General features: G+C 44.1%; 17 protein-coding genes. 4 read left to right on the plus strand and 13 right to left on the minus strand.

Annotated elements, in window-relative coordinates; all coding sequences use genetic code 11:
- Positions 1-3: 3 nt before the first annotated feature.
- From tatB to rraA, 7 genes are all read right to left on the minus strand, one after another.
- Positions 4-399, minus strand: a complete 396-nt coding sequence (tatB, locus tag K5R16_RS07115) for a Sec-independent protein translocase protein TatB (protein WP_220736836.1) — start codon at positions 397-399, stop codon at positions 4-6.
- A 6-nt stretch (positions 400-405) separates the two neighbouring features.
- The gene (tatA, locus tag K5R16_RS07120) at positions 406-645 is read right to left on the minus strand and encodes a Sec-independent protein translocase subunit TatA (RefSeq protein ID WP_220736837.1); all 240 of its coding nucleotides are present in this window, start codon (positions 643-645) and stop codon (positions 406-408) included.
- Positions 646-706: 61 nt separating this feature from the next.
- The gene (gene ubiB, locus K5R16_RS07125) at positions 707-2,356 is read right to left on the minus strand and encodes a ubiquinone biosynthesis regulatory protein kinase UbiB (RefSeq protein ID WP_220736838.1); all 1,650 of its coding nucleotides are present in this window, start codon (positions 2,354-2,356) and stop codon (positions 707-709) included.
- Complete coding sequence (locus K5R16_RS07130) at positions 2,353-2,976, minus strand: SCP2 domain-containing protein (RefSeq protein WP_220736839.1); 624 nt, start codon at positions 2,974-2,976, stop codon at positions 2,353-2,355. Before K5R16_RS07130 ends, ubiB begins: the two co-directional genes overlap by 4 nt.
- Positions 2,977-2,987: 11 nt before the next feature.
- Positions 2,988-3,743, minus strand: a complete 756-nt coding sequence (gene ubiE / locus K5R16_RS07135) for a bifunctional demethylmenaquinone methyltransferase/2-methoxy-6-polyprenyl-1,4-benzoquinol methylase UbiE (protein ID WP_220736840.1) — start codon at positions 3,741-3,743, stop codon at positions 2,988-2,990.
- Positions 3,744-3,991: 248 nt separating this feature from the next.
- Entirely contained in the window at positions 3,992-5,023 is a 1,032-nt protein-coding gene (locus K5R16_RS07140; protein WP_220736841.1) for a formimidoylglutamase, read from the minus strand.
- 199 nt (positions 5,024-5,222) lie between these two features.
- Positions 5,223-5,708: a ribonuclease E activity regulator RraA gene (gene rraA, locus K5R16_RS07145; RefSeq protein WP_220736842.1), complete on the minus strand. Its 486-nt coding sequence runs from the start codon at positions 5,706-5,708 to the stop codon at positions 5,223-5,225.
- A gap of 335 nt (positions 5,709-6,043) precedes the next feature.
- On the opposite strand from rraA, the gene K5R16_RS07150 reads away from it, so the two are divergent.
- From K5R16_RS07150 to K5R16_RS07165, 4 genes are all read left to right on the plus strand, one after another.
- On the plus strand, positions 6,044-6,295 hold the full coding sequence (locus K5R16_RS07150) for a YgjV family protein (RefSeq protein ID WP_020910667.1): 252 nt from the start codon (positions 6,044-6,046) through the stop codon (positions 6,293-6,295).
- A gap of 592 nt (positions 6,296-6,887) precedes the next feature.
- Positions 6,888-7,400, plus strand: a complete 513-nt coding sequence (locus tag K5R16_RS07155; protein WP_220736844.1) for a phosphatase PAP2 family protein — start codon at positions 6,888-6,890, stop codon at positions 7,398-7,400.
- A 9-nt stretch (positions 7,401-7,409) separates the two neighbouring features.
- Entirely contained in the window at positions 7,410-8,465 is a 1,056-nt protein-coding gene (locus K5R16_RS07160; RefSeq protein ID WP_220736845.1) for an MJ1255/VC2487 family glycosyltransferase, read from the plus strand.
- Positions 8,466-8,553: 88 nt separating this feature from the next.
- Positions 8,554-9,225: a Crp/Fnr family transcriptional regulator gene (locus K5R16_RS07165; RefSeq protein ID WP_220736846.1), complete on the plus strand. Its 672-nt coding sequence runs from the start codon at positions 8,554-8,556 to the stop codon at positions 9,223-9,225.
- Positions 9,226-9,262: 37 nt separating this feature from the next.
- On the opposite strand, the gene tsgA is transcribed toward K5R16_RS07165, so the two are convergent.
- The 6 genes from tsgA to K5R16_RS07195 form a co-directional block, all read right to left on the minus strand.
- Positions 9,263-10,432 carry an MFS transporter TsgA gene (gene tsgA, locus K5R16_RS07170; RefSeq protein WP_220736847.1) on the minus strand — a complete coding sequence of 390 codons (1,170 nt, stop codon included), beginning with the start codon at positions 10,430-10,432 and terminating at the stop codon, positions 9,263-9,265.
- Between the two features lie 81 nt (positions 10,433-10,513).
- Entirely contained in the window at positions 10,514-11,218 is a 705-nt protein-coding gene (gene deoD, locus K5R16_RS07175) for a purine-nucleoside phosphorylase (protein ID WP_220736848.1), read from the minus strand.
- Between the two features lie 243 nt (positions 11,219-11,461).
- A complete protein-coding gene (locus tag K5R16_RS07180) occupies positions 11,462-11,854 on the minus strand; it encodes a gamma-butyrobetaine hydroxylase-like domain-containing protein (protein ID WP_220736849.1) in 393 nt (130 codons plus the stop codon).
- Positions 11,855-11,954: 100 nt separating this feature from the next.
- Positions 11,955-13,280 carry an ATP-dependent protease ATPase subunit HslU gene (hslU, locus tag K5R16_RS07185; RefSeq protein ID WP_220736850.1) on the minus strand — a complete coding sequence of 442 codons (1,326 nt, stop codon included), beginning with the start codon at positions 13,278-13,280 and terminating at the stop codon, positions 11,955-11,957.
- 50 nt (positions 13,281-13,330) lie between these two features.
- Positions 13,331-13,855 carry an ATP-dependent protease subunit HslV gene (gene hslV / locus K5R16_RS07190; RefSeq protein ID WP_220736851.1) on the minus strand — a complete coding sequence of 175 codons (525 nt, stop codon included), beginning with the start codon at positions 13,853-13,855 and terminating at the stop codon, positions 13,331-13,333.
- A gap of 193 nt (positions 13,856-14,048) precedes the next feature.
- Positions 14,049-15,188 carry a hypothetical protein gene (locus K5R16_RS07195; protein ID WP_220736852.1) on the minus strand — a complete coding sequence of 380 codons (1,140 nt, stop codon included), beginning with the start codon at positions 15,186-15,188 and terminating at the stop codon, positions 14,049-14,051.
- Positions 15,189-15,224 lie beyond the last annotated feature (36 nt).

Genomic DNA, 15,224 nt, shown 5'->3' on the forward strand with positions numbered 1-15,224 from the left:
GGACTACCCGTTAGGTTTGTCTGACTTTGCGTTCTCTGTCGAAGCTGTCTCGGTAGTCGGGGTCTCTTTGGCGGGTGTTTCTTTTGCCGAAGGAGCATCTTCTACTTGATAAGGACGATTAACAGATTCCGCTGCTTGTTTAAGTTGATCGATTGAATCCTGTAACTCAGGCGCAAGGTTTTTAAGGCCTTGGTTTTCCGCTTTTTTCAAATCAGTATGCAACTGCTCGATTTTAAGCTCTTGCTCTAATTCGTCTTTCACTGAGTTAGCCATCTTCTTCATGGCGCGGATCCAGCCTGAAATTGAGCGCACGGCGACAGGAAGTCTTTCAGGGCCAAGTACTACTAGCCCCAAAACTCCAATCAACAGCAACTCCATAAAGCCGATACCGTCGAACATAGTCGATTACGCCTGTTCTTTGTCCTTAGATTCAGCCTTTTTTTCGGCTGTGTCAGTGCTCTCAGCTGTTTTTTCAGCAGCGCTGTCTTCTAGAGCTTTCTTCTCTTCTTCAGAAGACATGGCGTTCTTGAAGCCTTTAACTGCCCCACCTAAATCACCACCTAGAGAGCGTAACTTCTTAGTTCCAAACAATAATACTACAATCAATGCAATAATAAGAAGTTGCCAAATACTAATGCCACCCATGTACGAATCCTCTTAATTTAGATACTGGTTCTATTATGAACCTTTGGTTATTTAGGTCTAGCTAAAATTTGCGATTCTTTGGCCTAGATCGCCATCCGAGCACCCATAAAATGAGGCCAGTGCCGATGCTGCCGTAAGAAGCCCATAGTGTAGCGTCTTGATTTAACAAAATAGTGCCGCAGATCACTAAAATAGCGGATGTGATCAAAAGATAGTTACTTTTATGGGCTTTTTGCTGATGTTTTAGATATCGATCGAGCAATTTGTTATGGGTTTTAGCCAAATTACGGCCCATTTTCAAATTGTCGTAGATAAGTTCTGGCAACTCTGGCAGCTGATCAGCCCAATAGGGAAGCTGCTGTTTAATTTTCCCTGCCATGGCTTTAGGGCCAACTTGCTCTGCCATCCAATCTTCTAAGAAAGGTTTAGCGGTTTGCCATAAATCCAGCTGAGGGTAGAGCTGACGCCCAAGACCTTCAATGTAGAGTAAGGTTTTCTCAAGGAGCACTAACTGTGGTTGTACTACCATGTCGAACCGACGTGCGGTTCTAAATAGCTCTAACAGTACGTGACCGAATGATATTTCATCCAGAGGCTTGTTAAACATAGGTTCACAAACGACTTTAACTGCTTGTTCAAAGGCGCTGACATCAGTATCTGCAGAGACCCAGCCTGATTCGATGTAGAGCTGCGCAATACGGCGGTAATCGCGGTTAAAGAAAGCCAGAAAGTTTTCGGCTAAGTAGCGCTTATCTTCATCGGTAAGTGTACCCATAATGCCGCAGTCTAAACCAATGTAGAAAGGATCGTTAGGGTGCTCGTGGCTGACAAAAATATTGCCTGGATGCATATCAGCATGGAAAAAGTTATCGCGAAATACTTGAGTGAAAAACAGTTCGACGCCACGCTCTGCGAGTAGTTTTAAGTTAGTGCCTTGAGCTTCCAGTGCCGCTTTATCTGAGACTGGAACACCGTCGATACGCTCCATCACGATGAGCCGAGTGAAACAGAGCTCTTCATACATATATGGAATATAAAGCGCGTTAGAATCAAGGAAATTATTGCGTAGCTTTATCGCGTTTAATGCCTCGAGCTTAAGATTTAGCTCACCCTCTATTGTGGTGCGGTAATCTTCAATGACTTCAGCTGGACGCAGGCGGTTATTGGCACCAAGTAGTGTTTCTAAAATGTCAGCTGCTTGCGACATGAGCTGAATATCTGCATGCACTTTTTGCTCAACGTCAGGGCGCAATACTTTGAGTACGACTTTGGCACCATTTGATTTCAGTGTAGCAGTATGAACTTGTGAAATAGATGCTGACGCGAGTGGAGTATCTTCGAAATCATCGAAATAGGTTTCGATAGGGGCATTGAGTGCTTGTTCGATTGACGCGCGAGCAATAGCTGAATCAAAAGGAGGCACTCTGTCTTGCAACATCGCCAGTTCTTCTGCCCACTCATCACTGAGTAGATCGCGGCGAGTCGACAGCATTTGGCCAAACTTAATGTATACAGGCCCAAGCTCTTGCATTGCAAGTTTTAAGCGCTCACCACCGACTTTATCTTTGTGTTTATTTCTAAGCCAAAATAGGCAGCCTCTTAACAACTTAAAATACCAAGGCGTTACCTTTGAAGGGATTAAATCATCGAGACCATAGTGAAGCGTGGTGCGGATGACTTGATAAGCGCGCTTGATACTTTTTACTGTCATTGTTTAGCTTTAGCCCTATTTAGTAGTTGCTCTATCCGTGAGCCCAAAGCATCGACGTTTAGTGCGATATCCTCGATAGTATCACTTAAGTGAATATATTCGAGCTTATGCGGTGCTAGTCGATACTCTTCGGTGGTTAATTGACCCAAGTGAGAGCGAGTCTTTTGAAATACTTGATAGATATCTTGTTTAGCTTGCTTTAAACCTTGGCTAACAAAATGGGTTGGAGCATCACCTATATATTCAGAAAGCGGTTCTGCTAGGTCTAGCTCGACACTTTGCATATAGTGGCTAAAGGACTGTAGTAAACTCAGGTCACCTTCAAGGCTAAGCTTGTCTTGCTTAATAAGCTCAGTGAGGTTTGCGCCTTCTGTCAGTTGATATAGCGTAGTGATATCAGCATTTACTTTGGTGGTTATATCACCTTCATATTGGCTAAACACTTGGATCTGTTTAGCAAAAAGTAGGTAAAGTGGCCAACTTAGTTGAGTCAGTTGAATGCAAAGCACCTTGCCGTGAAGACTACGCAGTGAGCTGTAGTCTTCTGGCGATTGAGCGATTAGCTTGTTTAAGCCAACCTCAATCGCCGCGCAAGTGAGTAGAGACATGTCACGAGACATAGTGAGTCCAATCAGAATTTGTAACCTTTATGCAAAGCCACGATACCGTCAGTCATGTTGGTATAGTTTACCTGCTCAAAACCTGCGGTTTCCATCATTTGCTTCAAGGTCTCTTGATCAGGATGCATACGAATAGATTCGGCTAAGTATTCGTAACTGTCAGCATCTTGGGTGATCAGTGCGCCCATTTTTGGCATCACTTTAAAGCTATATAGGTCATAGACCTTACGCATAATCTCATGCTTTGGTTTAGAGAACTCAAGGATCAGTAGTTTTCCACCTGGCTTCAGTACTCTCAACATTGATGCAATGGCTGCATCTTTGTCGGTCACATTACGTAGGCCAAAAGCGATAGTGATAATATCAAAGTGGTTGTCTGGGAATGGCAGTGCTTCAGCATTTGCTTGCACATAGTTCACGTTGCCAACAATACCTTTGTCACGCAGCTTCTCGCGGCCAACTTTAAGCATTGAATCGTTGATATCCGCTAAGGTCACTTGGCCTTTTTCGCCGACAATGTGCGAAAATTTAGCTGTCAGATCGCCTGTGCCACCGGCTAAATCGAGTACCTTCATACCTGGACGTGCACCAGCACTTTCGATGGTGAAGCGTTTCCACATACGGTGGATACCAAAAGACATTACGTCATTCATTATGTCGTATTTAGCGGCAACAGAATGGAATACGCCAGCGACCATGTCGGCCTTTTGCTCAGCTTCAACGGTCTTGTAACCGAAGTGAGTGCTCTTTGGAGTTTCCTCTGACATCTATCTATTCCTATACGTTAACTGTTGAATTATGGCGATTGTATGCCATCAAACCGAATTGCTGAATCTTTCATCTATCACTATGTGATGGATCTATCAATCAGCTACTGGATCTAGCGAAAATAAGCAAAGATGCAGGCAATCGTAAAATTGACTGCGCATTACACCATAATACCAATCAATGTTGAATCGTTATTATTCCAATTGTATTAAGTAATCAGTGTATGACGATTTGCTATTACTGTTCACTACAATGCATTAATACGTCCGTGAATGTAGCTATAGATCAATTCACTGATACTTTGTCCTGTTTCGCGGTAACCAGCCTCAACACCAGCAACGTGGCAGCTTGGTGCAGCTTCTGCTAAATGTAGGTATGCACAAGGGCAGTGCTTAGCGACATAGCTAACGTAGAACAGGGCATCAAGTAGCGGTACTCCAGCTGCCGTCGAGGCGCTGCTAGGCATATTGGTGATAGCATCTAAATCTAGCTCTATGGCAACGGGTAACTGGCTGTTGTTAAGCTCTTTAGTGATGGATTTCAGCGCAGTATCTAAAGCGAGTTCTCGTCTAACCCAGATCTGCTGAAAGGTATGCCAATCACCACCAAAAGCCTTGAGTTGCTCTAAAGTCGCTTCACTATTTTTGAGTTCGTGAAGGCCTAGCACATGATAAATCCCTAAGGCGCCAGACGCTGCTGCATAGCTAAATCCGTTGCCACTATGACGACCTTCTCTGGGCCTGAAATCTGAATGAGGGTCAAGATTAACGGCTGCGATAGGGCGCTTATGGCTGGCTTTCGCTGCCATGAGTAATCCATAGGCATTGTTATGGCCACCACCTATCACAATAGGTTCTAGTCCTGCTTGCATCACTTGCGATAATACGGCAATCACACGTTGATCCAATTGCTCCACATTATGACGAAGTTGCGCTGCGCTGCTGCCATCAGGTAGCTGTAGGTCAGTGGTTTCTATTTGCCCTAACAGTAAGCACTCTTGGCCATCTAAGAAGCGATTGGATTGCATGTTAGTAAACTGTTGCATGGCACTGTCAAAAGCATCGGTCGATCCGCCGCGGCCCAAATTGGCACGGGGACCGATGTCTTCGCCAATACCAATAATGGCGAAACGGCAATTTGCTGCTTTAGCTTGAGTCAGCTCTGTCGCAAGATCATTACTTGCTGGAATACGTAAACGTTGCCCTAGTTTAGTTTCACCATCTCTTGGGCTGAGCAAGTTGGCTAACTTAGCGCTTGTGAAAGGGGAGATATACTGCATTTTATTATTCTTATGGTTTAAAGCCTGATGGGCGATAGTGTAATACCAATCGTTGTTGTTTGCCAAAATGCATACTGAATCGCTGCTCCCGCACTTTCAACTGGGCTTATTGCGGCAACTGCAGCCATTAAAAAAGCCAGCGGTTTAGGCTGGCTTAATAGGCTGAGTGGAAAAGAGCAGAACTCCTTACAACTCATTGTTAATCAATATCAAGCGGCTCTGGGGACAAAATAATACCGGTATTATCGGCATAAACATGATCACCAGGTAAGAAGGTTACGCCGCCAAAGTTGACTGGGATTTCTGGCTCACCAACGGCATTACCATCGGCGCCGACTGGAATAGATGCCAAAGCTTGTACGCCAATATCTAAATCTTCTAATGCATCAACATCGCGTACAGAGCCGTAGATGATGATCCCTTCCCAGTTATTATCGACTGCAACTTGAGCGATTGAGGAGTCAAGCAGGGCACGGCGCAGTGAACCACCACCATCAACCAATAGTACTTTGCCTTCGCCACCCTCTTGAAGAGCATCGATAATAAGGCCATTATCTTCGAAACATTTTATGGTGCTGATTGAGCCACCAAAAGAGTTACAACCACCGTAATTACTGAACATCGGTTCGACAACATCAACCACATCGATATAAGTGTCACAAAGTTCTGAGGTGTTGTATTCCATAAGAACGCTCCTGCTGGATAGGCGTAGCTCATAAATCTGAGCAAATAAGTAATTTAAACCAGTATATAAGGGATTCTTGAAAAGAAAAGTGTTATCAATCACGCAATTGTCTATAAAGGCAACGTTTGAAGCTGTTGTGGTAATATTTCAACACCTCGATTACTAAAACAGCAAAAACATGACTCAGGTCATTATATAACGTTTTTTTATTACCAATTTGGTTCAATTTTGTTAGCATGCATGCAGATATATTAACTTAACTTAATTTTGAGTCGCTTTAGGGGCACGGATCCCCCGGTTAGCTTAGGGAAGGCAGAGGGCCTAAAAGGTGCCTTATGGAAGCTATTAATACTATTGAAATCATTGGTTACGCTGCGTCAGTGATGGTCGCGATTTCACTTATGATGAAAGACATCATCTGGTTGAGATGTTTAAACTTTACTGGTTGTTCGCTGTTCGTCATTTACGGTGCATCAATCGAAGCTTGGCCTGTAGCGGGTATGAACGCTTTCGTGGCGTGTATCAACATCTACCACCTACTAAAGATTTACCGTAATCGTAATAATGCTGAACTTGCTGCTGATTAAGCCTGTTTAAAATTATACTAGCCTGATTGTCTATCGATGATCGGGCTAGCAGATTGACTCCTCTTCGTTAAACCTCCCTGTTTGATACCAATCGTTATAAGTCGTTAGTCTACTCAGAGTGTTTTTGGCGAACTAATTCAAGGCGAATAATTGCCACAATGGTTGTTCCCTTTTGCATTTATTCAACACCGAAGTGGGAAGCCGAAAGCACTCCTTACAGGCGAGCTTTAGCAGCTCTGATGCTGGGTTAATGAGCTTGAACGTAGAACATCTATGCGCTTCACTCATTGCAAACCACATGGCCTAGCATGTTCCTGACATTGCTTAAGGCATTCCCTCCATCCTTGGAGGTCAGATGTAGTGAATGTCATTCATGCACGACGATATGGATATAGGAGGTAGAGTAACGCAGGAGCAGTTACCGAGGAGCATTTAATGACCTTGCCTCAAAACCGCTAAACTCTCGCTGAGCGAACAAATCTTTATACCGATTGGTATAATTTCTCTATGTCATAAAACTTTAGACTCTCTGTCACTTAGGCGTCATGGACATTTCATAGCTTGCTATCAAACAATGTTTTGGGAGCTTGTAATGTTCGCCTCAATTTCTAGGTTAGACAAAAACGGCTATCAGTTTGTTGTACGCCTTGGCCAAGACAATGGCCTGCAGCCATTAGCATTATCGTTATCCTCTTCGGGTAATGGTCCGGTTTATCTCTATGTTACGCTACTGTTTTTATTGTTAGACAGTAACGGCGAGTCTTTGCTTAACATGCTGCTAGCAGCCTATTTGGTTGAACTGCCGCTGTACTTTATCCTTAAAAATATGATCCGCAGACAACGTCCTTGCCATGCTTTAGCTGATGGTGTTGCGCGTTTTGAACCCGCGGACAAATTCAGTCTGCCATCTGGCCATACAGCAGCCGCATTTGTGATGGCGAGCAGTATTTCTCTCCTCTATCCACAACTGTTCTATATGGCCGCCCTTTGGGCAATAGCGATTGGTTTATCACGGGTAATTCTCGGGGTTCACTACCCATTAGATATTGTCGCTGGAGCGGCACTTGGTGTGTTTTCAGTAGCATTAAGTCAGCAGCTATTTTAGGAGAGAGCATTGAAAATCCTTTATGGAGTGCAAGGCACGGGCAATGGCCACTTAAGCCGCGCCAGAGTGATGGCCAAAGCGATGCAAAAGCAGGGCGTTGATGTCGATTTTTTCTTTTCAGGCCGCTCTGCTGAACAGTTCTTTGATATGCAATGTTTTGGTCAATACAGGGTGCAATCAGGGCTGACGTTCGCGACTCATAATGGTCGAGTCAATGTGGCACAAACCGCTAAAATGAATGCTTGGCTTGGGTTTGTTAAGGATGTCAAAAACCTCGATTTAAGCGGTTATGATTTGGTTCTGAATGATTATGAGCCTGTGTCTGCTTGGGCGGCCAAGAATCAGGGAATACCCTCGATAGGAATCAGTCATCAAGCAGCACTAAATTTTGCGGTTCCCAAAGCGGGTGATAGCTGGTTTCACGAAACAATGCTGAACTATTTTGCGCCTGTTGATATAGCACTGGGTTGCCACTGGCATCACTTTGGTTTTCCTATTTTACCGCCGTTTGTTGAGGTAGATAAAATTGATAAGGTGCTGTCATCTCAGGTGTTGGTCTATCTGCCTTTTGAGTCGCCGCAGTCGATTGTTGATTTTCTAACGCCATTTTCTGACTACACATTTTTGGTCTACCACGCCTCTCAAAACCCACAAGATTTACCCTTGCATATTAAGTGGCATGGCTTTGATAGAGACGGTTTTAAAGCTGCGATGGCAAGTTGTGGTGGAGTCATTGGTAATGCGGGCTTTGAACTCGCCAGTGAAGCACTGACTTTAGGTAAAAAGTTACTGATAAAGCCTTTGCTTGGCCAGTTTGAACAACTTTCAAATGTTGCGGCGCTTGAACTTCTTGGCGCAGCAGAATGCATGAAGTCTCGCCTAGAACCGCAAGTGTTGCGCCGCTGGTTAAAAGCGCCTATGCCAGAACCAATTGGTTATCCGGAGGTCGGCGATGCATTGGTGAGCTGGATACTTAACGGAGACTGGCGTGAGCCCGAGGCTTTATGCCAGTCACTTTGGTCACAAGTTAATTTACCATTAAGTTGGCAAAAAAAGAGTGGTTAGGCAGTAACTTTAAAAAAGGGATATTGATAAGTGACTTGAGTATACTGGTTAAGTCTTTCGCCAAACGACTATCCAGACCGATATTATTATGCAGCTAAAACCACTTGAGAAAGGGCGTTTCCACGCTTTATGGCAGCAAAAACATGATGCTATTGAGCAGATCATGCGCGAGTGTATTACCGAAACAAAAATGGTCCCCGCTCAATATAAGTTGATGCAGCAGGGGCAGCAGGTGGACGACCTATACTTGGTGCCACATGGGCGGATCTCAATGGGCTATACCGCCAGAAACGGTCGTAGCTTTCAACTGGGCACTATGACCTGTGATTCGCAACTGTTCGGTGAGATGGAATTTTTTACCGACTACTTATGCCAGCTGGACATTGTTGCTGAAGAGCCGCTAGAGTTGACGGTTATTAATGGTGAGAAACTACAGCAAGCATTACTGAAAACGCCACAATTCGCGCTGTTTTTTGCCAGTGCTATTGCAATAGACTATCAAGATACCGTTGATATTTTTACCCGCAGAATGCTGTATCCCATCGCCTATAATATCGCTTACGATCTCTATCATCAGTACTTGAAAGACCAACCTGTTGAAGGTTTTACTAAGTGCTATTTAGAGGCGGAGCGTTTTGCTACGACTGACAGAGTTTATCGCCGAGCGGTTAAAAAGCTGGAGGATCTGCAGTTGATTAAGCGTGATAAAGAGGGATTGGTGATTTGCGATCTCGAAGGCTTGAAGGCCTTTATAGAATAAACCTCAAACCAAAGGTTTGAGGTTTATTCCGCAAGCTTTACGCTGTTTGCGCCGTTAGAGCCGCTTTTTGTTTATTGGAGATAAGCAACATCGCGATAATTAAGCCGTAGATAACAGGGATGGCATACATCACCGTTTGTAGACCAATGATGCTTTCGAACATTGAGCTAATCGCTGGGCTGAACATCGCACCGGCACTACCACTTATTAAGATATAAGAGACATTACGGCTGCTGGCTGTTTTAACAAATGACACACCGTAAGCGATAAAGGCGTTGTAAAGTGCGGCACAGGCAAAACCGTAACCGTAAGTTAGGTAGCCAATCCAGGCCAAATTCTCAGTAGTAACGATCATACCGGTGATAATAAGCGCTAGTGAAATCATCCCCATGATAAAGTGTTGAATCTTCACTCTTGATACAATCACTGTTGATATTAGTGCGCCAATTAGTGCTGCAGACCAATACTGGGTGATGATATTACCTGCTTCTTCAAAAGGAATATCAAACTTCTCTTTGACGAACATTGGTGCCCAAGTGAGGAAAGTGTATAGCGCTAGCATACCAAGGAACAAACCTAGACCACCGCTAATGATGCCAAGATTCCACTCGGATTCATCTTTACCTGATTCACTTGATGTTTGGCTTTCAACCAGTGAGAAGTTAGTCGCAAGCGCAATCGCGGCAGTCGCCAACGCCACAATACCCACAGCTAAATAGCTGTAGCTCCAAGAAAGCGCATTGCTTAATGCATAAGTAGTGATAAGTGGGAAAACCACACCTGCAACGTTAAAGGTAGCGTCTTGTACCACTAACATAGTGCTTTGGATTTTGTCTTTCCAGACTGACACCACAATGGTACCGGCGATACATAGACCAACGCCACCACAAAGGCCGATAACGGTCATGGCTATCATCACCACAGAAAGTGAACTGGTGAAATGAAGCGCTGCAGCACTGAGTGCGATGCTGAAATAACTTATAAGCGTTATGCGTTTTACACCGATTTTTTCAATCAAGAAAAAAGCGGCAATGGTACCCGCGAGTGCACCGCCGTTGAGTAGCGAGAAGATAGAAGCCACTTCATTAACGTTGGCTGAAAACTTTTCTGCAATCGGTTCAATTAACATACCAAACTGGGTTGCAAAGCCTGCCATGACAAAGTTGGCTAAAAAACTGAGCAATGTTAAGGATATTTTATTTTTCATTATCTGTTCCTAGATCTAATTTGCTGTATCAAATAGTAAAGCTAAGCCGCATGACAGTGAGTACCATGCGACTTAAAAGTGTTACTGACAGGCTGTTTCTAATGCCAGCTCAATCATGTGATTAAAGGTTAACTGACGAGCCTCTGCACTGGTCTCTTCGCCAGTTAAGCAGTGGTCAGATACCGTTAGAATTGCTAACGACTCGAACCCTAGATGGTGGGCTAGGCCATATAGTCCGGCAACCTCCATATCAACACCTAACACGCCAAAGCGTTCTAGCGCTGGGATCATGTCTTCATCGGGGTCGTAATACATGTCGCCACTGAATACGTTGCCCACTTTGACATTGAGCTGCTTTTGCTGGGAGATATTGTAGGCTTTGTGTAGTAGATCAAATGTGGCCGATGTCGCCATTTGGTAACCGCTACTGCGCTTAGCATTGGTTGGCGAGTCAGTACCAGCGGCTTGCGCTAGAATCACATCGTTAATTTTGACATCTTGCTGTGTAGCGCCAAGACTACCAACCCGAATGATGCGCTTCACGTTAAAATCAGTGACCAATTCGTGAGCGTATAACACCATTGAAGGGATGCCCATACCGTGTCCCATAACTGAAATACGCTGGCCTTTATAGAAACCAGTATAGCCAAACATGTTACGGATATTAGTGACTTCTACCGCGTCATCTAGAAAGTTTTCGGCAATATATTTAGCGCGAAGCGGGTCGCCAGGCATGATCATCGTCTCGGCAAAATCACCGGCTTTACCATCGATATGTGCAGTCATGAGTAATCCTCTTTTTTGATTACAACCGATACTAATAGCCTGATTGTGATCCGTAGAGGACATAAGTCCGCATAGGCCGATTAATACACTATATCAGCTGTTCGATCACAAAAAAGGCGCCGTTAGGCGCCATTTTTGTGAAGTTAAATTGATTGTCATTGGTTGATACGTGACTTAGCTCATTAGATAACCTCAAAGCCACTAAACTCTCGCTGAGCGATCAAACCTTTATCCTGATTAGTATTACTTATGATATTTAACCGCCATATCGATAAGTGGTTCGCGGCTGGCTTTTTCAGCGCGCAGACGTGCGAGGTATTTTTCCCACAGATCGACTTGATGGGTCGCTAAGTCATACAGCACTTTCCAAGAGAACAGTCCGGTATCATGGCCATCATCAAATACAATTTTAACCGCATAGTTACCAACAGGCTCAATAGCTGAGATATTAACGTTCTTTTTGTGAGTGACTAGCACCGGATTACCGTGGCCGTGAACTTCAGCTGACGGTGAATACACTCTTAGCATTTCACAGCTCAATTGATAGGTTTCACCGTTATCAAAGTGCATCTCTAACTGGCGTGATTTACGCTTCAACTTTAAGGATTCAACATTGGGGCTATTGTCTTGGGTCATAAGTTTGCCAGTAAGTAATTGGGTCTTAAAACAGAATAGCGGTTAAGCACCTAAAAGTCCTTAACCGCTATCACTCATTGAGCTTTTACTCGTCATAACACTATAGAATAAAGCGGCTCAGGTCTTCGTCTTGTACCAAGTTATCCAGGTGTGCTTTGACATAATCGGCATCGACAACGGTAACAGAACCTGATTTGTCAGATGCTTCATAAGAAAGCTCTTCCATCAAACGCTCCATAACCGTGTGTAGGCGGCGAGCACCAATATTTTCAGTACGCTCATTTACCTGCCAAGCAGCTTCTGCAATAGCGTCGATGCCAGAATCTTTAAACTCAACCTTAACGCCTTCTGTTGCCATAAGGGCGACATATTGCTCAGTTAGAGAGGCAAATGGTTCAGTCAAAATACGCTTAAAATCACCTGCTGATAATGCATCAAGCTCAACGCGGATCGGTAAACGCCCTTGTAGCTCAGGAATTAAGTCAGACGGTTTGCACATCTGGAATGCACCAGATGCAATAAACAAGATATGGTCAGTCTTAACCATGCCGTGTTTAGTGTTAACCGTACAACCTTCAACGAGAGGCAGTAGATCGCGCTGCACACCTTCACGAGAAACGTCAGGGCCTGAAGCGTCACCACGTTTACAGATTTTATCAATTTCGTCTAAGAAAACGATACCATGCTGCTCAACCAATTCAATTGCTTGCTCTTTAAGGTCATCAGCATTCACAAGCTTGGCTGCTTCTTCTTCAATTAGCAGTTTGTAAGCTTCTTTAATTGGCATTTTACGGCGCTTACTCGCACCAGGCCCCATGTTCTGGAACATGCTTTGTAGCTGATTGGTCATCTCTTCCATGCCTGGAGGCGACATGATTTCAATACCAGCTTGTGGCGCAGAGATGTCGATTTCAATCTCTTTGTCATCTAGCTGGCCTTCACGTAGTTTTTTACGGAAAACTTGACGAGTGGAGCTGTCGCTTGGTTTTTCGCTGTCCCAATCTTCTTTTGGCTTAGGCAGTAGCGCATCAAGAACACGCTCTTCAGCGGCTTCTTCAGCGCGATACTTACATTTAACCATTTGCTCTTCGCGTGTCAGCTTAATCGCTGAATCGGTAAGGTCGCGAATGATCTGGTCAACTTCTTTACCGACATAGCCGACTTCTGTAAATTTAGTCGCTTCGACTTTAATAAAAGGCGCTTTAGCTAGACGAGCTAAACGGCGGGCAATTTCAGTTTTACCAACGCCTGTTGGGCCAATCATTAGAATGTTCTTTGGGGTGACTTCTTGACGAAGATCTGCAGCGAGCTGCATCCGGCGCCAGCGATTACGCAAGGCGATTGCAACAGAGCGTTTTGCTTTCTGTTGACCGATGATGTGGCTATCAAGTTCATGCACAATCTCGCGGGGTGTCATTTCAGACATATTCTTTCCTCATGCTTAAGCATCAGTCTTAGGTATAAACGATAATTCGCTTAGTACTTTAATTCTTCGATGGTCTTAAATTGGTTGGTGAACACGCAGATGTCACCTGCAATTGTCAGTGATTTTTCAGCGATTTCTAACGCGCTAAGATCGGTGTTCTCAAGCAGGGCAGTTGCTGCTGATTGGGCAAAGTTGCCGCCAGAACCGATAGCGATTAAGTCATTTTCAGGCTGAACCACATCACCGTTACCGGTAATGATTAATGAAGACTCACCATCAGCAACAGCTAATAGGGCTTCAAGTTTGCGTAGCACTTTATCTGAACGCCAATCTTTAGCCATTTCGACCGCGGCGCGCATAAGATGACCTTGATGCATTTCGAGTTTGGCTTCGAAACGCTCGAATAGAGTAAATGCATCTGCTGTACCGCCAGCAAAGCCTGCCAATACCTTGTTGTGGTATAGACGACGAACTTTTCTAGCATTGCCTTTCATCACGGTATTACCGAGAGAAACTTGGCCATCACCGGCGATAACAACTTGGTTATTACGGCGTACTGATACGATAGTGGTCACGATAAATCCTCTTCTCTAGCCAGCGACAATGTGCCTGCTGGTTGACGATATAACCGATATGGGGGTGGTTGAATAAATATCAAGGGGGAAGCTTAGATTGCAACACGTTATGAGTGAATTCATTTACGTTAGTTGCGACACTTAAATCTATATCTGTTCAAGTGTCGCATTGCCTTACGTCAATATGACTCGACTAGTGCTTGATTCGTGTAACAAGTTTTTCCCTTTGTTGCTCGAGTTTATCTAAGGTCATTTGGTGGGCACTAAAAGACGGCATACCTGTACAGAGGATGTATTTTCCAAGCGGGTTGTAGATATAACTATTTATACCGTCGATAGATAAACCTTTGTCGCAGTCAGTTTGTATGGCTGAGTTAGTTAAAATCGCTGCATAGCGATTAGCGGTATCTTGGTTCTGCATTAAGGGTGACAGTAAGGTGCTGACTATTTGGCTTGCTGTATCTACGCTGCCATCATCGGCTTGAGCTGAAGCGATAGTTCTTATGAAATAGGACCATTCACCTAATTTAGCCTTGTTTAGCGATAGCACTTCTGCGGTTATCGGCTTATTCCAACTCGTTGGGAGAGTCGCAATATTGGGTTCTACTTCGCTTTGGCTGAGTATAACTTCACCAAGCTGCATGTTGACTGAAATTGCAGCTGCACTGACCATTTTATTGATCAGTATGTGGGTATTGCTAGATACCTCTAGCCAAAAAAGCATATCTTGATCGATTGCTTGAGCTGTGGCTTTTGCTGAACTCGAATTTAGATTTTGATAAACATCAAGCAGGTAAAGCTTTTGTGCAAACAACAGTTCTTTAAACGGCATGGGATTTATATCAGCATTGAAAGAAGGGCTGTCATGCCAGTTGCTCATTTGCAGTAACTGTTGATAGCGATTGATTAGCCAACGGTTGTTAGATAAGAGGGTTTTAAGATCAGTGTTTTTCCTGAGATTAGCGCCGCAGGCCGCCGCAAAATCATCTTCAGCTAAACAGTTTTCAAGTGGTAAATTAGGCAGAGCATATTGCTGCGTTTTATCGGCACTTAAAACATCTTTGTTTTGTAGATTATGCAGAGATTCGAGCCCAATTGTTATTGGTGACTTATCTTTGGCGGAGCCAAAACCTAGTGCAAAAATGTAAGCATTGTCATTGTGATTTTTAGTGAGGGTGCTATCGACTTTTACTATTTGAGTAAGGTAACGCTGTGACTGCTCTGAAGGCGCCACGTCAAGTATATTGATAAGCAATAAGATAAGGTACAACGCAATTGGGGCCAGCACTATTGTTAATAAAGCCCATTTTAGCGTAAGTAAGAAGTGGCGCATGAACTAGCCCTTTAGTCATTGCTTTGTTTGGATAAT

This window comes from Shewanella sp. c952, from assembly GCF_019654975.1.
Taxonomy (GTDB): domain Bacteria; phylum Pseudomonadota; class Gammaproteobacteria; order Enterobacterales; family Shewanellaceae; genus Shewanella.